The sequence below is a fragment of the Chelatococcus sp. XZ-Ab1 genome, from assembly GCF_029309855.1.
GTDB lineage: Bacteria > Pseudomonadota > Alphaproteobacteria > Rhizobiales > Beijerinckiaceae > Chelatococcus_A > Chelatococcus_A sambhunathii.
This window is the reverse complement of sequence record NZ_JARKII010000007.1, coordinates 233,386-255,286: the sequence shown is the minus strand read 5'-3', so window position 1 is coordinate 255,286 and position 21,901 is coordinate 233,386. Positions and strand designations below refer to the sequence as shown.

Annotated in this window: 17 protein-coding genes; 9 read left to right on the top strand and 8 right to left on the bottom strand. The window is 68.6% G+C overall.

Annotated elements, in window-relative coordinates; translation table 11 throughout:
* Positions 1–2: 2 nt before the first annotated feature.
* A complete protein-coding gene (locus P2T65_RS12665) occupies positions 3–2,000 on the bottom strand; it encodes a protein meaA (RefSeq protein ID WP_063188264.1) in 1,998 nt (665 codons plus the stop codon).
* A 252-nt stretch (positions 2,001–2,252) separates the two neighbouring features.
* On the opposite strand from P2T65_RS12665, the gene ccrA reads away from it, so the two are divergent.
* Entirely contained in the window at positions 2,253–3,542 is a 1,290-nt protein-coding gene (gene ccrA / locus P2T65_RS12660) for a crotonyl-CoA carboxylase/reductase (protein WP_055459713.1), read from the top strand.
* Between the two features lie 229 nt (positions 3,543–3,771).
* Here ccrA and P2T65_RS12655 read toward each other — a convergent pair whose 3' ends face one another.
* Positions 3,772–4,623 carry a YihY/virulence factor BrkB family protein gene (locus tag P2T65_RS12655; protein WP_082464827.1) on the bottom strand — a complete coding sequence of 284 codons (852 nt, stop codon included), beginning with the start codon at positions 4,621–4,623 and terminating at the stop codon, positions 3,772–3,774.
* Between the two features lie 257 nt (positions 4,624–4,880).
* Between P2T65_RS12655 and P2T65_RS12650 the strand changes: the two genes are divergently transcribed.
* Positions 4,881–5,726: a DMT family transporter gene (locus tag P2T65_RS12650; RefSeq protein ID WP_245316275.1), complete on the top strand. Its 846-nt coding sequence runs from the start codon at positions 4,881–4,883 to the stop codon at positions 5,724–5,726.
* On the opposite strand, the gene P2T65_RS12645 is transcribed toward P2T65_RS12650, so the two are convergent.
* Positions 5,723–6,244: a GNAT family N-acetyltransferase gene (locus tag P2T65_RS12645; protein ID WP_063188258.1), complete on the bottom strand. Its 522-nt coding sequence runs from the start codon at positions 6,242–6,244 to the stop codon at positions 5,723–5,725. The genes P2T65_RS12650 and P2T65_RS12645 overlap by 4 nt on opposite strands.
* 5 nt (positions 6,245–6,249) lie before the next feature.
* Entirely contained in the window at positions 6,250–7,035 is a 786-nt protein-coding gene (ubiG, locus tag P2T65_RS12640; RefSeq protein ID WP_276199902.1) for a bifunctional 2-polyprenyl-6-hydroxyphenol methylase/3-demethylubiquinol 3-O-methyltransferase UbiG, read from the bottom strand.
* A gap of 145 nt (positions 7,036–7,180) precedes the next feature.
* Here ubiG and P2T65_RS12635 point away from each other — a divergent pair, with 145 nt between their 5' ends.
* From P2T65_RS12635 to clpB, 7 genes are all read left to right on the top strand, one after another.
* Positions 7,181–8,419 carry an aspartate kinase gene (locus P2T65_RS12635; RefSeq protein WP_063188254.1) on the top strand — a complete coding sequence of 413 codons (1,239 nt, stop codon included), beginning with the start codon at positions 7,181–7,183 and terminating at the stop codon, positions 8,417–8,419.
* Positions 8,420–8,509: 90 nt separating this feature from the next.
* Entirely contained in the window at positions 8,510–9,442 is a 933-nt protein-coding gene (locus P2T65_RS12630) for a DMT family transporter (protein WP_245316273.1), read from the top strand.
* A gap of 166 nt (positions 9,443–9,608) precedes the next feature.
* Complete coding sequence (gene ptsP, locus P2T65_RS12625) at positions 9,609–11,873, top strand: phosphoenolpyruvate--protein phosphotransferase (protein WP_055459718.1); 2,265 nt, start codon at positions 9,609–9,611, stop codon at positions 11,871–11,873.
* Between the two features lie 82 nt (positions 11,874–11,955).
* Entirely contained in the window at positions 11,956–13,047 is a 1,092-nt protein-coding gene (gene prfA / locus P2T65_RS12620; protein WP_276199901.1) for a peptide chain release factor 1, read from the top strand.
* Between the two features lie 386 nt (positions 13,048–13,433).
* Positions 13,434–14,294, top strand: coding sequence for a peptide chain release factor N(5)-glutamine methyltransferase (gene prmC, locus P2T65_RS12615; RefSeq protein WP_276199900.1), 861 nt, complete (start codon positions 13,434–13,436; stop codon positions 14,292–14,294).
* Positions 14,295–14,733: 439 nt separating this feature from the next.
* On the top strand, positions 14,734–15,612 hold the full coding sequence (locus P2T65_RS12610) for a DUF4167 domain-containing protein (RefSeq protein WP_082464828.1): 879 nt from the start codon (positions 14,734–14,736) through the stop codon (positions 15,610–15,612).
* Positions 15,613–15,882: 270 nt separating this feature from the next.
* The gene (gene clpB, locus P2T65_RS12605) at positions 15,883–18,513 is read left to right on the top strand and encodes an ATP-dependent chaperone ClpB (RefSeq protein ID WP_071923202.1); all 2,631 of its coding nucleotides are present in this window, start codon (positions 15,883–15,885) and stop codon (positions 18,511–18,513) included.
* 42 nt (positions 18,514–18,555) lie between these two features.
* Here the strand turns inward: clpB and P2T65_RS12600 are convergent, their stop codons facing one another.
* From P2T65_RS12600 to xerD, 4 genes are all read right to left on the bottom strand, one after another.
* Positions 18,556–20,217: a hypothetical protein gene (locus tag P2T65_RS12600; RefSeq protein ID WP_276199899.1), complete on the bottom strand. Its 1,662-nt coding sequence runs from the start codon at positions 20,215–20,217 to the stop codon at positions 18,556–18,558.
* Positions 20,218–20,229: 12 nt separating this feature from the next.
* On the bottom strand, positions 20,230–20,379 hold the full coding sequence (locus P2T65_RS12595) for a diguanylate cyclase (protein ID WP_157672336.1): 150 nt from the start codon (positions 20,377–20,379) through the stop codon (positions 20,230–20,232).
* A gap of 229 nt (positions 20,380–20,608) precedes the next feature.
* Positions 20,609–20,788, bottom strand: a complete 180-nt coding sequence (locus tag P2T65_RS12590) for a hypothetical protein (RefSeq protein WP_055459724.1) — start codon at positions 20,786–20,788, stop codon at positions 20,609–20,611.
* A gap of 174 nt (positions 20,789–20,962) precedes the next feature.
* Positions 20,963–21,898 carry a site-specific tyrosine recombinase XerD gene (xerD, locus tag P2T65_RS12585; protein WP_276199898.1) on the bottom strand — a complete coding sequence of 312 codons (936 nt, stop codon included), beginning with the start codon at positions 21,896–21,898 and terminating at the stop codon, positions 20,963–20,965.
* Between the last annotated feature and the right edge of the window lie 3 nt (positions 21,899–21,901).

Below are 21,901 nucleotides of genomic sequence, written 5' to 3'. Positions count from 1 at the left end.
GCTCAGGCATCGAGCCGGGCGCGGGCGCGCTCGACGACCCGGACGATGCCGGCCATCACCTCGTCGAGCGCATAGTCCTTCGGCGTGTAGACGGCGGAGACGCCGATGTTCTGCAGCACCAGTTCGTCCTCCGGCGGGATGATGCCGCCGACGACGACCGGAATGTGGTCCAGTCCCTCGGAGCGCAGCCGCGCCATGACGTCGCGGACGAGCGGCACGTGGGAGCCAGAGAGGATGGAGAGGCCGATGACATGGGCATCAACCGCGCGGGCCCGGGCCACGATGTCCGCCGGGGTCTGGCGGATGCCGTCGTAGGTCACGTCCATGCCGACATCGCGGGCGCGCAGGGCCACCTGCTCGGCACCGTTGGAATGGCCGTCGAGCCCCGGCTTGCCGACGACGAGGCGCGGCGGACCGCCGAGCTTTTCCGCAAGATCAGCCACCAGCAGGCGCACATCGCGGTCGACCTCGGGCGAGCGCGTCTCAATGGAGACGCCGGTCGGCGCACGGTATTCGCCGAAGACGCGGCGCAGGGTCTCGCCCCATTCGCCGGTGGTGACGCCGGCACGGGCGCAGCGGATCGATGGCTCCATGATGTTGCGCGCCTCGCGCGCCGCGGTCTCGAGATCGGAAAGCGCCGCCGCAACCTCGCTGCCGTTGCGCCGGGCCCGCCACTCCCTGAGCCGGGCCACGGCCTCCATCTCGACCGTCTCCGGCACGGTGAGAATGGCCCCCTCCCCAGCCAGGAGCGGGGAAGGCTCGCTCTCCGTCCAGCGGTTGACACCGACGACGACCTGCTCGCCCGCCTCGATGGCAGCGAGCCGGGCCGCATTCGATTCGACGAGCGCCCGCTTGAGATAGCCGGTCTCGACCGCGGCGACGGCCCCGCCGAGCGACTCGATGCGGGCGAGTTCCGCCCGCGCCGCATCCTTCAACGCCTCTACCTTCTCCTCGATCACGCGGGAACCGTCGAAGATGTCGTCATATTCGAGCAGGTCCGTCTCGTAGGCCATGATCTGCTGCATGCGCAGCGACCATTGCTGGTCGAAGGTACGCGGCAGGCCGAGCGCCTCGTTCCACGCGGGCAACTGCACGGCGCGCGCGCGCGCCTTCTTGGAGAGCACGACGGCGAGCATCTCGATGAGGATGCGGTAGACGTTGTTCTCGGGCTGCTGCTCGGTGAGGCCGAGGGAATTGACCTGAACGCCGTAGCGGAAGAGGCGCTTTTTCGCATCCGTGATGCCGTAACGATCGACGCAGATCTCATCCCACAGTTCCGCGAAGGCGCGCATCTTGCAGAGCTCGGTGATGAAGCGCATGCCCGCGTTGACGAAGAAGGAAATGCGCCCGACGACCTCGGCGAAAGTCTCCTCATCCACCTCGCCGCTACCCCGCACGGTGTCGAGGACGGCAATGGCCGTGGCGAGCGCGAACGACAACTCCTGCACGGGTGTCGCGCCCGCCTCCTGCAGGTGGTAGGAGCAGACGTTCATCGGATTCCACTTCGGCACCTCACGCGTCGTGAACAACACGATGTCCTTGGTGAGGCGCATCGACGGCACCGGCGGGAAGACATAGGTGCCGCGCGAGAGATATTCCTTGACGATGTCGTTCTGCGTCGTGCCCGCGAGGCGCCCTCGCGCGGCACCCTGCCCGTCAGCAACAGCGATGTAGAGCGACAGCAGCCACGCCGCCGTCGCATTGATCGTCATGGAGGTGTTCATCTCCGCGAGCGGGATGCCCTCGAAGAGGGTGCGCATGTCGCCGATATGGGCGATGGAGACACCGACCTTGCCGACCTCGCCGCGAGCGAGCGCATGGTCCGGGTCGTAACCGGTCTGCGTCGGCAGGTCGAAGGCGACCGACAGACCGGTCTGGCCGCGCGCGAGATTGGTGCGGTAGAGCCGGTTTGATTCCGCCGCCGTCGAATGGCCCGCGTAGGTGCGGAAGATCCAGGGCCTGTCCCGGTGCGGGCGCGCGCCGCCGTCTCGCTCGCTCATGCCGTCTCCCCATCATGCGCTCGCGGGTTCGTTTTTCCCGCGCTGCTGTTCTGACGTCATGGTGCGGCGCAGCAACCCGCGCTGCAAGCGCAAAATGCCGGATTGGCCGAAGGTCGAATGCAACCGGCGCCCGCCAACGGGCGTTTTCGCTTTCGCTGCATCGCAATATCATTCATTCTGTCCATGGCGCAGCGCAGCAGAGCCCCGTCATCAAGAGGGCGCGCCGGGGAAACACGAACGACAGGAGGCCGCATGAACGCCACAGCCAGAGCGACCACCGCGGGCGGCACGGACGAGCGCAAGGACCTTTACGCCATCGGCGAGATTCCGCCTCTCGGCCATGTGCCGGCGAAGATGCATGCCTGGGCCATCCGCAAGGAGCGGCACGGGCCACCGGAAGAATCGATGCAGCTCGAAGTTGTGCCGACCTGGACCATCGGCGACGACGAGGTGCTGGTGCTCGTGATGGCCGCCGGCGTCAACTACAATGGCGTCTGGGCCGCGCTCGGCCAGCCGATTTCGGTGCTCGACGTTCACAAGCAGCCATACCATGTGGCCGGCTCCGACGCCGCCGGCATCGTCTGGGCCGTCGGCTCCAAGGTGAGACGCTGGAAGGTTGGCGACGAAGTCGTCGTGCACTGCAACCAGGACGACGGCGACGACGAGGAGTGCAACGGCGGCGATCCGATGTTCTCGCCCTCGCAGCGCATCTGGGGCTATGAGACGCCGGACGGCTCCTTCGGCCAGTTCTGCCGCGTGCAGTCGCGCCAGCTCATGGAGCGGCCGAAGCACCTGACGTGGGAGGAATGCGCCTCCTACACGCTGACCCTCGCCACCGCCTACCGCATGCTCTTCGGCCACGCGCCGCATACCTTGAAGCCCGGCGACAACGTGCTCGTCTGGGGCGCCTCGGGCGGGCTCGGCGTCTTCGGCGTGCAGCTGTGCGCCGCCGCCGGCGCCAATGCCATCGGCATCATCTCAGACGAGGACAAGCGCGACTACGTGCTCGGCCTTGGCGCCAAGGGCGTCATCAACCGCAGGGACTTCAACTGCTGGGGGCAATTGCCCAAGGTGAACTCGCCCGAATATGCCGCCTGGACGCAGGAGGCGCGCAAGTTCGGCAAGGCGATCTGGGACATCACCGGCCGGCAAGACGTCGATATCGTCTTCGAGCACCCGGGCGAACAGACCTTCCCGGTCTCGACCCTGGTCGTGAAGCGCGGCGGCATGGTGGTGTTCTGCGCCGGCACAACCGGATTCAACCTCACCTTCGACGCCCGCTACGTCTGGATGCGGCAGAAGCGCATCCAGGGCTCCCACTTCGCCCATCTCAAGCAGGCTGCCGCCGCCAACAAATTCGTCGTCGACCGGCGTATCGACCCATGCATGTCCGAAGTCCTCTCCTGGCACGAGATCCCGGCCGCGCATACCAAGATGTGGAAGAATGAGCACAAGCCCGGCAACATGGCCGTGCTCGTCAATGCGCCGCGGCCCGGCCTGCGGAGCTTCGACGACGTGCTGGAGGCAGCGCGAGAAGGTTGAGTGACCCCCGGGCGGTGCTGCGGGCCGATCCATCCGGAGCCCGGCGGATCGCCCGTGGCGCCACCGCCGGGGTCGGCCTCTCCGCCGTCCTGGACGGGCTTGCCCCGGCCATCCACGTCTTGGGCCTCGCACGATCGTCGCGGCATGGATGCCCCCGACGAGTGGTCATGACGGTGGAAAGCTTCGCCCCTCGCTACACTAGGCTTCTGCAGTCCTTGGCGTCACTCCGCTACAAGCCGCCATCGTCCACCTCGCGCTCGCGGATCAGCGCGGCGTTGAGCTCGCCGCCAAAGATGAAGATGGCGGACAGGATATAGAGGAAGACGAGCACGATCATGCCGGAGGCGAGGCCGGCATAGGTCGACACGTAATTGGTGGCGAAGCCCTCGAGATAGAGGCCGAAGGCGGTGCCGCCGATGAGCCAGAGCACCAGGGTCGCAGCGATGCCCGGCAGCACCGACCTCACGCTGCGCCGCCCGCCCGGCAGGAGGAGATGGGCAATAAGCAGGGCCACGACGATGACGATCGTCGCCACGGCAAAGCGCGCCGTGACGATGAGCGGACCGAGCGGGCGCAGTGCCGGCACCTCGGCGACGATCGCGCGCCAGGCAAGCGGACCGAAGACGACGAGGAGGGCGAAGACCATGAGCGCGATGGCTCCGACGAGGACGTAGGCGATCGCCTCGAGCCGTGTCAGCCACCAGGGCCTCCAGTCGTAGCAGTCATAGGCGCGATTAAGGCCGATGCGCAGCGATTCGACGCCGTTCGAGGAGAAATAGACCGCAAGGAGAGCGCCGACCGTAAGGAGGTCGCGCCGCTGCTGGGTCATGACCTTGCGCACCTCGCCGGCCACCGAACCGGCAACCTCGCTCGGCCAGGTTTCGAAGATGAGGTCGGCGACGCCGCGGGCAAGATCGGTCGAGCCGATGAAACCGGCGAGCGCCGTGACGAGAATGAGGAACGGAAAGAGCGACATCAGGCCGGACAAGGCGATGTGGCTCGCGATCGCCCAGCCATCGTGATCATTGAACCGTTCGAAGGCCCGCCAGAGGACGCGTGCCGAAATGGCTATCGCCTTCACCGTCGCTCCCCTTGCACGGCGGCCTTTCGCCTCGTGACCTGCATCGCTCCTCCCGGCGCTCGCCCGCCAAGTTCGGCATTCCGGCCGCCGCTGACAAGTCGCATGGCAAGCCGGATGGCGACCGGACACATGGTCGCACGGCTGTGTGGCCGCCCCGACATTGCGGCTCGGCCGCCGCCATGGTTGGGTGCAGCCCCTTCTCGACAACGGATCGACCTGCCTTGCCGTTCCCGCCCTCCATGCCCGCCGAACGGCTGATGCCGGCGCTTTTCGTCGTCATCTGGGCGACAGGCTTCGTCGTGGCGCGCCTCGTCGCGCCCCATGCCGAGCCGTTCACCTTCCTCTTCATCCGCTATTGCCTTACCATAGCCGTGCTCGGTGGCCTGTGCCTCGCCGTTGGCGCGCCCTGGCCGCGGACGGCGCGCGGCTGGCGCGACGGCCTCGTGGCCGGCGTGCTGCTGCACGGCGTCTATCTCGGCGGCGTGTTCTGGTCCGTCGGCCACGGCCTGCCGGCTGGCATCGCCGCGCTCATCGCCGGCATGCAGCCGCTGCTCACCGGGGCGCTCGCCGGGCCCCTCATCGGCGAAAGGGTCAGCCCACGGCGCTGGCTCGGCATCGTCACCGGCTTTGCGGGCGCCCTCCTTGTGCTCGTGCCGAAGCTCGGCGGGGTCGACGGCCTCGCGCCGATGGCGGTGCTTGCCTGCTCGCTCGGCATGGTGTCCATCACCATGGGAACGTTCTGGCAGAAGCGGACGGGCGCCGGCTCGGACCTGCGCACCAACGCCGTCGTGCAGTTCATCGGGGCGGCGCTCGTGACCCTGCCGGCCATGCTGCTCGCCGGGGACATGCGCTTCGACCCAGCGCCGCCCGCGCTTGCCGGCCTCGCCTGGGCGGTCGTCGTCCTGTCGATCGGGGGCATCCTCCTGCTGATGCACCTCATTCGCCGGGGCGCAGTGGCGGGTGTCGCCTCCCTGCTCTATCTGGTGCCGCCGGTGTCGGCCGTCATGGCCTTCCTTATCTTCGGCGAGAGCCTCGCGCCGCTGCAGATGCTGGGCATGGCCATCGCCGCCGTCGGCGTCGCCATCGCGAGCCGCGGCGCTTAAGACGCGATCATGCGCCACATGTAGAGCGCATCCTCGCCGTAGCTGGCGAGCTTGTCGGCAAGTCCCGGTGCGTCGGCCGCCACGAAGCCGTGGCGCTGCCAGAATGCAGCGGAATTGTTGACGGCCACGAGCGAGAGGTTGTCGGCTCCCGCGATCCGCGCCTGCCGCACGAGATGGGGCAGCGCGGCTGCGGCAGCGCCGGTGCCGCGACCGGGCGGCAACAGGGCGATGTCGTGCAGATAATAGGTGGTCGCGACCGGCGGCAGACGGCCGAGGAGGCTGTCGAGCGGCGGGGGCGCGCCAGTGTGCCAGGGATGGCTGAGGAGATAGCCGGCCGCCTCGCCGTCCCGCTCCAGGATCAGGCAGCCGGCCGGGAAGAGCGCAAGGCGCTCGGCGAAGACCTCTGGCCGTTCGGGAAAGCCCGGATGCACCGCCCGCGCGATGGCATCGACCTCCGGCAGGTCCGTCACCGTCATGGGCCGCCAGCCGGCGCCGGCGGCATCGCTGCCCTCGATCATCGTACCTAAGCGCCGGCCTCGCCCGGCCGGGCGGCGACCAGCATGTAGTTGACATCGAGATCGCGCGACGGACGCCAGCTGTCGGCAAGCGGATTGTAGACCACGCCGGTGCGGTCGAGCACAGAGAGGCCGCCGTCCTCGATGGTGTCGGTGAGTTCGTCCGGCGTGACGAACTTCTCCCAGGAATGGGTGCCGCGCGGCAACCAGCGCAGGACATATTCGGCGCCGACGATGGCGAGCGCATAGGACTTCAGCGTGCGGTTGATGGTCGCCATGAAGAGCAGGCCGCCCGGTTTCACCACCGCGCAGCAGGCCGCGACGAAGGCGCCGACGTCGGCAACATGCTCCACCACCTCCATGGCGCAGACGATATCGAAGCGTTTGCCGCGTGCGGCAAGGGCCTCCACCGTCTCATCGCGATAGGCGATGGAAAGGCCCGCACGCTCCGCATGCAGGCGCGCCACCTCCACATTGGTGGTGGCGGGGTCGAGCCCCGTGACCTCCGCCCCGAGGCGCGCCAGAGGCTCGCACAGCAGCCCGCCGCCGCAGCCGATGTCGACCACCGAAAGATCCTGCAGGCAGGTCAGGCTCGCCGGGTCGCGGCCGAAATGCCGCGCCGCCTCGTCGCGGATATAGCCGACGCGGACCGGGTTGAACTTGTGCAGCACGCGCATCGATCCGCGCGGGTCCCACCAGGTGTCGGCGAGCGCGGCGAAGCGCGCCACCTCCCGCTCATCCACCGTGCGGCGCTCACCCGTGCCGTGCCGCGGCTCGCTCCTCGTTCCAGCCATGTCCCTCACCCTCGTCCGGGGGCCTTTCCCGCCGTTGACACGGCAGGGGGCTCCCGTCATCTATACGCGCCTTTTGCGTGCTTGGCGCCAGGCTCCTGGTCGCTGTAGCACCTCCCGTCGTCCTGTAAATGGTGTCAGTCCTGCCATGGCCCGTCTGGTGATGAAGTTCGGCGGCACGTCCGTCGCCAATATCGAACGCATCCGCAACGTGGCCAGGCACGTCAAACGGGAGGTCGACGCCGGCCACCAGGTGGCGGTCGTCGTCTCGGCCATGGCCGGCAAGACGAACGAACTCGTCGGCTGGTGCCGCGAGGCCTCACCCCTGCACGATGCGCGCGAATATGACGCGGTCGTCGCCTCCGGCGAGCAGGTGACGGCGGGCCTCCTCGCCATCGTGCTGCAGGACATGGGTATCTGGGCCCGTTCCTGGCAGGGCTGGCAGATACCGATTCTGACCGACGGTGCCCACGGCGCGGCCCGAATCACGGGCGCCGACGGCTCGCGCATCATCCAGCATTTCGAGGAGCGCAACGAGGTCGCGGTCGTCACCGGCTTCCAGGGCATCCACCAGCCGACAAACCGCATCGCGACGCTCGGCCGCGGCGGCTCGGACACGAGCGCGGTGGCGCTCGCCGCCGCCATCCATGCCGACCGCTGCGACATCTACACCGACGTCGACGGCGTCTACACGACGGACCCGCGCATCGTGCCCCAGGCCCGGCGCCTCGACCGCGTCTCCTTCGAGGAGATGCTCGAGATGGCCTCGCTCGGCGCCAAGGTGCTGCAGGTGCGCTCGGTCGAGCTCGCCATGACCCATAATGTGAAGACTTTCGTGCGTTCCAGCTTCGACGATCCCGCCGATCCCAAGCCGGGCACGTTGATCTGTGACGAGGAGGATATCGTGGAACAGCAGATCGTCACCGGCATCGCCTATTCCAAGGACGAGGCCCAGATCACGCTCCGCCGCGTCGCCGACAAGCCGGGCGTCGCCGCCGCGATCTTCGTGCCGCTGGCCGATGCCAACATCAACGTCGACATGATCATCCAGGTCGTGTCCGACGACACGACGACCACCGACATCACCTTTACCGTGCCGGCCGCCGACTATGAGCGCGCCAAGACGATCCTCGAGAAGGCGCGCGGCGAGATCGGCTATGCCACGCTGCAGGGCGCCACAGACGTGGTGAAGGTCTCGGCCATCGGCGTGGGCATGCGCAGCCACGCCGGCGTCGCCGCCAAGGCCTTCAAGGCGCTCGCCGACAAGGGCATCAACATCCGCGCCATCACGACGTCCGAGATCAAGTTCTCGGTGCTGATCGACGCGGCCTATACAGAGCTTGCGGTGCGCACGCTGCACTCGCTCTACGGGCTCGACAAGGCCTAGAGCGCAGGCAAGACCGGCCCGGTTTCGGGTGGCCTCCTCCCCGCGCGCGGCTAACGTTCAGGCGGCTGCAACGAACAGCGATCGAGGAGCATGATGACGGCCACCCCACGCACCCCCGCCATGGGACCAACCGAATGGGCGATGCTGATCGCCCTTTCGGTCCTGTGGGGCGGCTCGTTCCTCTTCATCGGCATCGCCGTCAAGGCCGTGCCGCCGCTCACTATCGTGCTGGCCCGCGTCGGCATCGCCGCCCTCGCCCTCAACCTCGTGCTGCGGCTCTCGGGCCAGCGGCTGCCGATCGACGGCCGCTTCTGGGTCGCCTTCGCGATCATGGGCCTCCTCAACAACCTCATCCCCTTCAGCCTCATCGTCTGGGGACAGGCGCGCATCCCGAGCGGAGTCGCCTCCGTCCTCAACGCCATGACGCCCGTCTTCACCGTCATCGTCGCCCATTTCCTGACGAGCGACGAAAAGCTGACCGGCAACCGGCTCGCCGGCGTCGCGCTGGGCTTTGCCGGCGTTGCGGTGATGATCGGGCCGGCGGCCGTCATGGGCCTGGGTGCCGATGTCATCGGCGCCGTCGCCGTTCTTCTCGCGGCGCTGTCCTACGCCTTCTCCGGCATCTTCGGGCGCCGCTTCCGCGGCTACGGGTTGAGCCCGCTCGTGGCCGCCACCGGCCAGCTCACGGCGACGACGGCGATGATGACGCCGCTTGCCGTCCTTGTGGAACAGCCGTGGACATTGCCGGCGCCCGGCCTCGGCCCGGTGGCCGCGATCGTCGCGCTGGCGCTCGCCTCCACCGCGCTCGCCTATATCCTCTTCTTCCGCATCCTCACCGCGGCGGGGGCGGTCAATCTGTCGCTGGTGACGCTGCTCATCCCGGTGAGCGCCGTCTTCTTCGGCGCCATCTTTCTCCACGAGGCCCTCGCGGCGAGGCATCTGGCCGGAATGGGCCTGATCGGCCTGGGTTTGCTCGCCATCGACGGCCGCCTGTTCGCCGCCTTCCGGCGCGCGCCCGCGTGAAGCAGGCGGGAAGGAAATACGCATCCACATGCGCGCGGCAGCTTGCGGGTGCGGCAAGACCTTGGTTATACGGCTAGTTGAAGCTGTCGGCCGGAGACGATCATCGGCGCCGGTCCGACGAAGAGGGAACGGGCTGCGCTGGCGGCCCGATGACGGGAACCGGCTGATGCGAGGCGCTCTCGGTGGCCCGCGCGTTCTCCTGCGCCGCCTCCGCGAGGTCATGGCGGAGCCGGTCCACGCGCAGGAGAAGCTCGACAGGATCGTCATCCAGATCGCCGCCAACATGGTGGCGGAGGTCTGCTCGGTCTATGTCATGCGTGCCGACGGCGTGCTGGAGCTTTACGCCACCGAAGGCCTGAAGCGCGAGGCCGTGCACCTGACAGCCATGCGCGCGGACGAGGGCCTCGTCGGTCTCATCGCCCGCGAGGCCGAGCCGCTCGCCCTCTCCGACGCCCAGTCGCATCCCGCCTTCAGCTACCGCCCGGAGACGGGCGAGGAGATCTACCACGCCTTCCTCGGCGTTCCCATCCTGCGCGCCGGCAATACGCTGGGCGTGCTCGTGGTGCAGAACAGGGCGCACCGCCTCTACAGCGAGGAGGAGATCGAGGCGCTGCAGACGACCGCGATGGTCCTCGCGGAGCTGATCGCCTCGGGCGAACTGCAAGCCATCGCGACGCCGGGCGCCGACATCGCCATCCGCCGGCCGCTGCACCAGCGCGGGGTGTGCCTCGCCGATGGCGTCGGCCTCGGACACGTGGTGCTGCACGAGCCGCGGGTTGTCGTGAAGAATCTCATCGCCGAGGACGTGCAGCGGGAGGTGCAGCGCCTCGAGGATGCGATCGCCGCCATGCGGGCGGCTATCGACAAGCTCATCGAGCGCGGCGACGTCGCCCACCATGGCGAGCACCGGGACGTGCTCGAGACCGTGCGCATGTTCGCCAACGACCAGGGTTGGCTGCGCCGCATCCGCGAGGCGGTACTCACTGGCCTCACGGCCGAGGCCGCGGTCGAGCGCGTGCAGTCGGACACGCGCGCTCGCCTCCTGCGCCAGACCGATCCCTATCTTCGCGAGCGTCTGCACGATCTCGACGACCTCGCCAACCGGCTGCTGCACACGCTGGCCGGCACCGACTTCGCAACCAGCCGGGAGGGCCTGCCGGAGAATGCCATCCTGGTCGCCCGTTCCATGGGGCCCGCCGCGCTGCTCGACTACGACCGGGCACACCTCAGGGGTGTCATTCTCGAGGAAGGCGGCCCGACGAGCCATATCGCCATCGTCGCCCGGGCGCTCGGCATCCCGGCGGTCGGGGAGGTGGAGAACATCACGAGCCTCGTCGAGCAGGGCGACGCCATCATCGTCGACGGCGGCGCGGGCGAGGTTCAGATCCGCCCGGCACCCGACGTCGAGGCGGCCTATGCGGAGAAGGCGCGGCTGCGCGCCCGCCGGCAGGAGCAGTACCGCAGCCTGCGCGACCTGCCGAGCCGCACGCGCGACGGCGTCGCGATCGACCTTAACATCAATGCCGGCCTCCTCGTCGACATGCCGCATCTGGCGGAGACGAATGCCGCCGGCGTCGGCCTGTTCCGGACCGAAATCCAGTTCATGGTAGCGCAGCGCCTGCCGACGACCGGCGAACAGCTTGCGCTCTATGCAAGCGTGCTCGAAGCCGCGCAGGGCCGGCCCGTCACCTTCCGCACGCTCGATATCGGCGGCGACAAGGTGCTGCCCTACATGAAACAGGTGGAAGAGGAGAACCCGGCGCTAGGCTGGCGCGCGATCCGCATCGGCCTCGACCGGCCGGGGCTGCTGCGCTCGCAGGTGCGCGCCCTGCTGCGCGCCGGAGCCGGGCACCACCTCAGGATCATGTTCCCGATGGTGGCCACCGTCGAGGAATTCGAAATGGCAAAGGCCATCGTGGCGCGGGAAGAGGCGCATCTTGCGCGGCACGGCCACCCCCCGCCCGCGTCGCTGTCGCTGGGCGTCATGGTGGAGGTGCCCTCGCTTCTCTTCCACATCGACGAGGTCGCCCGCAAGGTCGACTTCATGTCGGTCGGCTCCAACGACCTGATGCAGTTCCTTTTCGCCGCCGACCGGGAGAACCGGCAGGTCGCCGCGCGATTCGACCCGCTGTGCCGGCCGGCGCTCCGGGCTCTCAAGGTCGTCGCCGAGCGGGCCGATGCGCTCGGCTGCCCGGTCACCGTCTGTGGCGAGATCGGGGGCCGGCCGCTCGAGGCGATGGCGCTCATCGGCCTCGGCTATCGCCGGCTCTCGATGTCACCCTCCGCGGTCGGGCCCGTCAAGGCGATGCTGCTCAAGCTCGACGCCGGCGCCATCACGGCGGAGATGGAGCGGTTGCTCGCGGGAGACGGCGACCTGTCCCTGCGCAAGGCGCTCCTGCGCTTCGCCGAGGCCCACGACATCCCGTTGTAGCGACGCTGCCGCACATCCCGGTTCCCCGGCCGTGCGCTCAGCCCTGACGGCCGTATCGACGCAGCTGCATTTCGGAAACGCCATGTCCGACCAGACCTTTACCCCCCCGCGAGAGAGGCTCGACGCCATCCGGGCTCGGCGCGACATTCTGACTGCGACCCTCGCGGCCGGCGCCGGGGCGGACGATTTCGTCGCGCTGTCGCGCGAACTCGCCGAGATCGATCCCGTCGTCGTCGCGATCGACGCCTTCGAGGGCGCGCGCAAGAACCTCGCGGAAATCGAGGCGCTCATGGACGACCCGGCAACGGACGCAGACATGCGCGCACTCGCCGAAGAGGAACTGCCGCGGGCACGCGAGGCGGTGAACGAGGCGGCACACACCCTCAAGCTGCTGCTGCTGCCGAAGGACGAGGCCGACGAGAAGAGCGCCATCCTCGAGATCCGCGCCGGGACGGGCGGCGACGAGGCCGCCCTCTTCGCCGGCGACCTCTTCCGGATGTACAGCCGCTACGCCGACCTCAAGGGCTGGAGCGTGGAGATCCTGTCGGAAAGCGAGGGTACCGTCGGCGGCTACAAGGAGATCATCGCCGAGGTGAAGGGCCGCGGCGTCTTTGCCCGCCTCAAGTTCGAATCCGGAGTCCACCGCGTGCAGCGCGTGCCGGAGACGGAGGCTTCCGGCCGCATCCACACCTCGGCCGCCACGGTCGCCGTCCTCCCGGAAGCTGCAGAGGTCGATTTCGCCATCGACGAGGGCGATCTCAGGGTCGACACCATGCGCGCCGGCGGCGCCGGCGGCCAGCACGTCAACAAGACCGAATCGGCCGTGCGCATCACGCATGTGCCGACTGGCATCGTCGTCCTGGTGCAGGACGAACGCTCGCAGCACCGCAATCGCGCCAAGGCCATGGCGCTCCTGCGCTCGCGCCTCTATGACGCCGAGCGTCAGCGCAAGGACGCGGAGCGCGCGGCCGATCGGCGGGCGCAGGTCGGCTCCGGCGACCGCTCCGAACGCATCCGCACCTACAACTTCCCCCAAGGGCGCCTCACCGACCACCGCATCGGCCTCACCCTCTACAAGCTCGACGAGGTGATGATGGGTACGGCCCTGGACGAGGTCATCGATGCTCTGATCACCGAGCACCAGGCGGCGCAACTGGCAGCGCAGGCGGGGTGAGGACAGCATCCCCTCTCCGCCGGAGGAGTATGGTGGAAAGGAAAACGTCTCCACCGAAGCGACAGCAGGCGCTTCGGCTATTGGCTTTTGCCCCTCACCCCGGCCCTCTCCCCCTGATAGGGGAGAGCGGGCAGGGTCCAGTTGTGCGAGTGATCGTCGCCCGCCTCATAGCTTCGGCCGCAATCCCAGCATCGAGCGGCAGGAGGGTGTCGGCGAACTGCTCGAAGGAGAATGGCTTGCATGCGGCGGTTCTGCGGCGGATAAGACGCGCCTTATGGCCCGCCCAGCGGCCCGCGAACAAGCGGGCACCACATGTCCCTGCCGCCGTTTGCGACGGAGCGGGAGGAATCACCCTGACGACCATGCCCGCTCCGGTTCCACCTTTGATGCCGACGACGACGCGTCAGGAAGCCCTGCGGCATTTGCGCGCGTCCTTTGCGGCCGCCGGCATCGACAACCCGGCGCTCGACGCGCGACTTCTCCTTCTGGCCGCATGCGAGATCGCCGGCGCGGAGCTCGCCGCCAACCCGACGGAACCCCTTGGCGAGGACGGCGCGAAGCGCCTCGTCGCCGTCGCGGCGCGCCGGCTCGCGCGCGAGCCGGTGGCGCGCATCCTCGGCAAGCGTGAGTTCTGGGGTCTGCCCTTTCGGCTGTCGCCCGCGACGCTGGAGCCGCGGCCCGACACCGAGACGCTCGTCGCGGCGATACTGAAAACGTTGAGGGCGCAAGGCCGCGCCGATGCGCCGCTCACCATCCTCGACATTGGTGTCGGCAGCGGCTGCATCCTCCTCGCGCTGCTGCACGAACTGCCCCAGGCCACGGGCCTTGGCATCGACCGCGCCCTGGAGGCTGCGCAGACGGCGCGGGGCAATGCGGAGCGCCTTGGCCTAGCAGAGCGCGCGCGTTTCATCGTCGGCAACTGGTCCGCAGCCGTTGCTGGGCCGATCGACATCCTCGTCTCGAACCCACCCTATATTGCGAGCGCCGTGATCCCTGGCCTCGCGCCGGAAGTGCGGCGATACGATCCGCTGCTCGCCCTCGACGGCGGCGGCGACGGGCTCGATGCCTATCGGGCGCTCGCGGCCGATGCGCCGCGCCTCCTCGCTCAGGGCGGTCTTGCGGCGCTTGAGGTCGGTGCGGGGCAGGACGGTGCCGTCGCCGGCCTCTTCGCCGGACTCGGGCCGATAACGGTCCATGCCGATCTCGCGGGCATTGCCCGCGCGGTCGTTGTCGCGGCGGCTGGATGAGCCTGTCGGCGGAGGGGCCCGCCGGGCCGGAGCGCAAAAAAGGCTTGGCGGGCACGGTCAAAGCCGCTAGTGTCCGGTTAGGAATCGCGCTCCACGACAAATGATCTGGCTTCAGCAAGCCCGGTCGAGGTTGCGACAGCAAGCCTCCGGGTCGGCGCGAACATCAAGTCTTCGGAGTGCCGGGATGCGTCTGCGCCTGGCATGAAGCGCCGGACGACGAGGCGACGTCTGTTCGGCGCGGCCGGGGAAGTATCCGGAGAGCTCGCTCGCCCTCGGATCATTGCCGCTGTTACATGACGTTCTCGGCTGACAGGCCCCTTCGGTTCGGCATGCGACCCGAACCAACCGGCTCGCTCAATGCCTCTCGGCGGCTCGCCGCCCGGGATGGTCTGCGGCGTCGGGATGTCATGCGGTTCAGGAAGCTTCAAAGAGACATTAGATGAGACCAGGTCAGAACAGGCGTATGCGGGGGCGCAACCGCAAGGGTCCCAACCCGCTGACGAGAAGCTACGAGTCGAACGGTCCGGACGTGAAGGTGCGCGGCACCGCTCAGCATATCGCCGAGAAATACAGCCAGCTGGCGCGCGACGCCCAGGCTTCGGGCGATCCGGTCGCGGCCGAGAATTACTTCCAGCACGCCGAACATTATTTCCGCATCATTGCGGCGGCGCAGTCGCAGCTGCAGCAGACCTACGGCGGCTTCCAGCGGCCGTACGACGACGAACGCGATGATCTCGATGCCGAGGAGGGCAACGGCTTCGGTTACGGGCAGGGCCAACCGGCCGTGCACGAGCTTGGCGCGCCCCAGCCGGATGTGCGCGGCGAAACCTTCGCCGACGACGACGGCGAGGCCCGGCCCGAGCGCCCGCGCTTCGAACGCGGCCCGCGCGGCGACCGCCCGATGCGACAGGACCGTGGTGACCGTCCGGACCGGAGCGATCGCCAAGAGCGTGGCGAGCGACAGGACCGTGGCGAGCGCCGCGAGCGCGGTCCCCGGCCTGCCTATGTGAACGGCAATGCCGCGGGCGAGGCGCGCCGCGCCGAGAGCGAGGAAAAGGCTGGCCTGCCGGCCTTCCTGACAACCCCCGTGCGCACGCCGATCGCCCCGGTCGAGGATGATGAGGCATCCGCACCGGCGAACGAGCCGGCGGCTGTCGAAGAGGTCGCCCCCAAGCGCACGCGCCGCCGCAAGGCCCCGCTGGCGACCGAGCAGGTTGCCGCCGAGAGCACTCCGGCGGAGGAGGACAAGCCCGCTCGCGCCAGCCGTCGCCCCCGTGCCCGCAAGACCGCGGACGACAAGGTGCCCGTCGGCGAGTGAGCCCAGGCCATCATAACGACTGCGCGGAAGGCGGGCGACGAGCCCGCCTTTTTCGTCTTGGCCGGCCTTGCCGCGATCGGCGGGCTGCATCGGCGCCCGCCCCTTGATGTGGCCGCCGTGCAACACCTACATGATTGATGCGGCGCAATGACCGGTGCCGCAGCCGTGCCGAGGATCGCCGCAATGGGGTCTTGGGCCGGCAAGTCCATTGAATGGGGGGCGCCTTCCCGGGCATCATCTGGCGGGCGGCGCGGCCTCGAGGAGGTTTTGATGAACGTCGACAAATACACCGACCGCTCGAAGGGTTTTCTGCAGTCCGCGCAGGCACTCGCCCTGCGCGAGGGCCATCAGCAGTTTTCGCCCGAACATCTCCTCAAGGTACTGCTCGACGATCCCGAAGGGCTCGCGGCCGGCCTCATCGACCGCGCCGGCGGGCGCTCGCGCGAGGCGCTGCAACTCGCCGAACAGGCACTCGCCAAACTGCCGAAGGTTGAGGGCGGCTCGGGCCAGCTCTATCTCTCGCCCGGCCTCGCCCGGGTGTTCGACACGGCCGAGAAGGCGGCGGACAAGGCGGGCGACAGCTTCGTCACCGCCGAGCGGCTACTCATCGCCCTCGCCATCGAGAAGGACACCGAGGCCGGCAAGGCGCTGGCGAAGGCCGGCGTAACCGCCCAGAGCCTCAATGCCGCCATCGAGGCCCTGCGCCAGGGCCGCAAGGCAGACACGGCCTCGGCCGAGGAAGGCTACGACGCGCTGAAGAAATATGCCCGCGACCTCACGCAAGCGGCGCGCGACGGCAAGCTCGATCCCGTCATCGGCCGCGACGAGGAGATCCGCCGCACCATCCAGGTGCTGTCGCGGCGCACCAAGAACAACCCGGTGCTGATCGGCGAGCCCGGCGTCGGCAAGACGGCCATCGTCGAGGGCCTCGCCCTCCGGATCGTCGACGGCGACGTGCCCGAGAGCCTCAAGGACAAGCGCCTGCTCGCACTCGACATGGGCTCGCTCATCGCCGGCGCGAAGTACCGCGGCGAGTTCGAAGAGCGGCTGAAGGCCGTGCTGCAGGAAGTGCAGGCGGCCGAAGGCGGCATCGTCCTGTTCATCGACGAGATGCACACGCTCGTCGGCGCAGGCAAGGCTGACGGGGCGATGGACGCCTCGAACCTGCTGAAGCCCGCACTTGCCCGCGGCGAATTGCACTGCGTCGGCGCGACCACGCTCGACGAGTACCGCAAGCACGTGGAAAAGGACGCGGCGCTCGCCCGACGATTCCAGCCCGTCTTCGTCTCCGAGCCGACGGTGGAGGACACGGTCTCGATACTGCGCGGCCTCAAGGAGAAGTACGAGCAGCATCACGGCGTGCGCATCCAGGACGCGGCGCTCGTCGCGGCCGCAACCCTGTCGAACCGCTACATCACCGACCGCTTCCTGCCCGACAAGGCCATCGACCTCGTCGACGAGGCGGCGGCGCGCCTTCGGATGCAGGTCGATTCCAAGCCGGAGGAGCTCGATTCGCTCGACCGCGAGATCGTGCGCCTCAAGATCGAGGCCGAGGCCCTGAAGAAGGAGAATGACGCCGCCTCCAGGGACCGACTCGTGCGGCTGGAGAAGGAGCTGGCCGCGCTCGAGGAGCGGTCCGCCGTGCTGACCGCCGCCTGGCAGGCCGAGAAGGACAAGCTCGGCCGCGCCGCGGACCTCAAGAAGAAGCTCGACGAGGCGCGCAACGAGCTCGCCATCGCCCAGCGCAAGGGCGAGTATCAGCGCGCCGGCGAACTCGCCTACGGCATCATCCCGCAGCTCGAGCGCGAACTGGCCGAGACTGAGGCCAAGGCCGACGGCAAGGGGGACGGTGCCGGCGTGGTGCAGGAGGCAGTGACGCCCGACAACATTGCCCAGGTGGTGTCGCGCTGGACGGGCGTGCCCGTCGACAAGATGCTCGAGGGCGAGAAGGAGAAGCTCCTCAAGATGGAGGAGCAGCTGGCGCGCCGGGTCGTCGGCCAGAGCGAGGCGGTGGAGGCGGTGTCGACCGCCGTGCGCCGCGCCCGCGCCGGCCTGCAGGACCCGAACCGCCCGATCGGCTCCTTCATGTTCCTCGGCCCCACGGGCGTCGGCAAGACGGAGCTGACGAAGGCGCTCGCCGCCTTCCTCTTCGACGACGAGACGGCGTTGGTGCGTATCGACATGTCGGAATACATGGAGAAGCACTCGGTCGCCCGGCTCATCGGCGCCCCGCCCGGCTATGTCGGCTACGAGGAGGGCGGCGCGCTGACGGAGGCCGTGCGCCGGCGGCCCTATCAGGTCGTGCTCTTCGACGAGATCGAGAAGGCGCATCCGGACGTGTTCAACGTCCTGCTGCAGGTGCTCGACGACGGGCGCCTGACGGACGGCCAGGGCCGTACGGTGGACTTCCGTAACACGCTCATCATCATGACCTCGAACCTCGGGGCCGAATATCTCGTCGCGCAGAAGGCGGGCGAGGATTCGGAGGCCGTGCGTGACGAGGTGATGGGAGTTGTCAGGGCCCACTTCCGGCCGGAGTTCCTCAACCGCGTGGACGAGATCATCCTCTTCCACCGCCTGAGGCCCGAGCAGATGGGATCAATCGTCGACATCCAGCTCAAGCGCCTCGCCCGGCTGCTCGAGGACCGCAAGATCACGCTCGCGCTCGACGACGCGGCGCGCGAATGGCTGGCGACCAAGGGCTACGATCCGGCCTACGGCGCACGCCCCCTGAAGCGCGTGATCCAGAAGAACGTGCAGGACCCGCTCGCCGAGATGATCCTCGCCGGCCGGGTGAAGGACGGCGAGACCGTGCCGCTGACGGCGGGGCCGGAGGGCCTGGTCATCGGCAACACGCCCGTCGTGCGCGAGCGCCGGCCGGCCGGCGTGCCGCTGAACTGATCGTGGAACGGGAGCCGCAGCCGGTGCTGCAGCTCCCACTGCTCAGGCGGTGGGCGGGACGTCGGGCGTGCCCGCCTGTTGTGATTCGCCTGGATCCTGCCGCGGCACGACGACGACCGCTTCGGGCGCCTCCGCCTCGCCGGCGGGCCGGGCCGCCCCCCCGGCCCAGGCTTCCAGGGGGCGGGAAACGGTTCGCATCGCACTTCCCGCCACGGTCCTGACCGCCTCCTTGATCGAGGCGTTGTCGTAGATGCCGGACAGCGGCACTCTCAGGGGAAAGGCTGCCAGCCTCCCTGCCGCATCGCCCCAGAGCCGGCTCGCCCCGGCCCCCTCAACCGCGTCCTTGACGGCCGTTCTCGTCACGGCATAGGCGCTCAAGCCGCCGACGAGCCATGCACCCAGCGCGACATTCTCGACGGACACGGCATCCTTCAGGTTGTCGCCAAGGCTGCGCACGGCATCATAGGGCAGCAGGGCAACCTTGCGGCCGATGTTGAGGGCAGGCTCATAGGGGGGCGAGGCCTTCAGGGTGTCGTAAACCTCCTCCCAGTCGTGCCTGCCGAACAACCACAACGGGCCATAACGGCCGGCCTGATACTCGATGCCGTAGCGGATACCGTCCTTGATGGCGCCACCCGGCATGCGCAGCGCGTTGTTGACGATCTTGTCGACGACGCCGGCCGTCCTGGGAGAGGAGGCCGCCTCAACTGCAACGGCGATGGGGAGCAGCAGAAGGTTGCGCACCGATCCCGTCTGGTTGGTCAGGAACCGGTTGCGGAAGACCTGCCATTGCCCGAGCTCCATGGCCTTGTTGGCCTTGGCCGCCGGCTCGACCAGCTTTTCCACGTTCGGCGCCAGATAGAACCGGTCACCGACCGAGGGTACCACGCGCAAAGACAGCAGATAGCAGCCAAGCACATCGGCCGCGTGCTCGAAGGCTCCCGCCTGCGCCGCCGTGGCGGCCGCCTTGCCGAGCGGATTGCCCAGTTTCTCCGCCTCGGCGAAGAAGTTTGGCGTGAAATCGGCCGCCCATCCGGCCGCCATGGCGGGGACGGCATTGACCGCCCCGGTCGCCGCGGCCGTCAGGACATCGCGCCGCAACGCCTTGAGCGCCAGCGCCCTGATGTCCTCGAGCCGCTCTCCTTTTTCGGCCAGGCGACGGCTCACGGCCTCGAGATGCAGGCCGAGGGCCGCGCGCACATCCTCGTCAAGCTCCCGCGGGACGGAGGACGCCAGCCAGGAACCGATGACCTCTCCCTCGGGAATGTCGATCGCGACCGACTGTGCACGGGTAGGTCCCTGCGATGCGGCCGCCCCGTTAACCGGCACCGGATCTCCGAGGTGGATGACCACCGAGCGGTCCGGCCGATAGCTGATCGTCGCGCTGGGCGCACCCAAGGGGATCTCCGCCAACGCGGGCCCGCGGACCCGGCGCCCCGGGCCCGCCTGCGCGGCGTCCCGGAACCGGGCAGCCGCGGCGTCGCGTGCCGGGCTCTCGCCCGCCCGCGGAGATGGAACAGCATCATTATTGATATCAACACCCATTATAAGTCCTCTCAAAATATCCCGAACAGGCGCAAAGCCACCCTGCGGCGCAGAACCATAAATCCAGCAAGTGATATTGGTGACGTATATTAGAATTCCCATGAACGAGATGGGAAATATCGGTCTGCGCATCGATAGACTATCGCGGGGCGAGCACACTCACGTAGCGGCCTACACCTCGGCCGCTACGGAAAAACCATTGCGACCACGCTTCTTCGTAGCATAGAGCGCCACGTCTGCCGCCTCGATGACCCGCGCCAGTCTGGCGTTTCCTTCAGGGCGCCATTCTGCAATGCCGACGCTGATGGAAAGCGGGATCATCTTGCCGCGCCACAGACAGGGGCTTGCAGCGACGAGCCTCACGAGATCGTGGCCATGTTGAGACTCGCCCGGTTGCCAACGCACAGCACCATGCCGAGACCTGCCGCTGCCGTCACGACGACGGTCACATCCCAGCGCGGCCGTTCCCGTAGAACACGCGCACGCCACCCCACGTGACACCGAAACCGAAGATGACGCACGCATTGCCCGCCACCGTGAAGGCCTCGTCCTAGGGCAGCGCCTCCAGCGCCAGGAGACAGCCGCCGAACGTCGTCAGAATGCAGCTCGCCAACCCGTAACGCGCGGCCGCGAACGGCCGGTAGGCGTGGCAGATGGCGGCCCAGACGATGGTCAACGTCAGCGAATTGAGGAGTATGATGACGTAGAGCGTGAAGAAATCGAGGTTCAATCGATGCCCGCCCGCTGTGGGTCGGGCGCTTGGCCCGATCGGGCACGACACCGGCGCCCTGGCCCGCCGGTCGATCATTGTGCTCTTGTTGCACCGCATGCAGAGCGTTGCAAGCACGATACGCGGCACCAGAGGTGCGGATCCGGACAGGCCGAACCACCGGGCGCCTTTCGCTCACCCCTCATCCGCCAGCGGATGCAGGTCGCGCACCATGGCCTTCAGCCGCTCGTCGAGCACGTGGGTATAGATCTGGGTCGTGGCGATGTCGGCGTGGCCGAGCAGCTCCTGCACGATGCGCAGATCCGCGCCATTCTGCAGGAGGTGGCTGGCAAAGGCGTGCCGCAGCACGTGCGGACTGACGCGCGCCGGATCGAGGCCGGCGGCGATGGCGAGGTCCTTCAGTTCGCGGGCGAAGGCCTGGCGGGTCAGGTGGCCGCTCTCGCTGTCGGCCGGAAAGAGCCAGGGCGAGGTCCTGTCCGCCGCCTCGCCCGTGGTGGCGAGGTCGAGCCACGTCCGCATTGCCCGGCGCGCGGCCCCCGTCAACGGCACCAGCCGCTCCTTGCCGCCCTTGCCCCTGACAAGGAGGAAGCGCTCCTTCGTACGCGCAGCCGCCACGGGCAGTGAGACGAGCTCCGATACGCGCAGGCCGGTGGCATAGATGAGCTCGAGAAGGCAGGCGAGACGGGCGGCGCGGCGGCGCTCGCGCAGGGGGCGCTTCTCGTCGTCGATGCCCTCGTGCGCCGTGGCGATGAGCCGGTCGACCTCGGCGACGCTGAGCACCTTCGGCAGCGGCCGGCCCTGCTTCGGCCCCTCGATGGCGCCGGTCGGGTCGTCGCCGCGATAGCCCTCGGCATAGAGGAACTTGTGAAGTTGCCGGACGGCCGAGAGGCGGCGCGCCGCCGAACTCGCCTTGAAGCCGCGGGTGTGCACGTCCTGCAGATAGGCCCGTATCATCGCCGCATCCGCACTCCTCAGACCGGTGCCGGCCGCGGCCAGGAAGGCCGTGTAATCCTCGAGATCGCGCCCGTAAGCCGCGAGCGTGTTGGCGGAGGCCCCACGCTCGGCCGCCAGCATGTCGAGGTAGAGGGCGATGAGCCGGTCGTCGCGCATCGT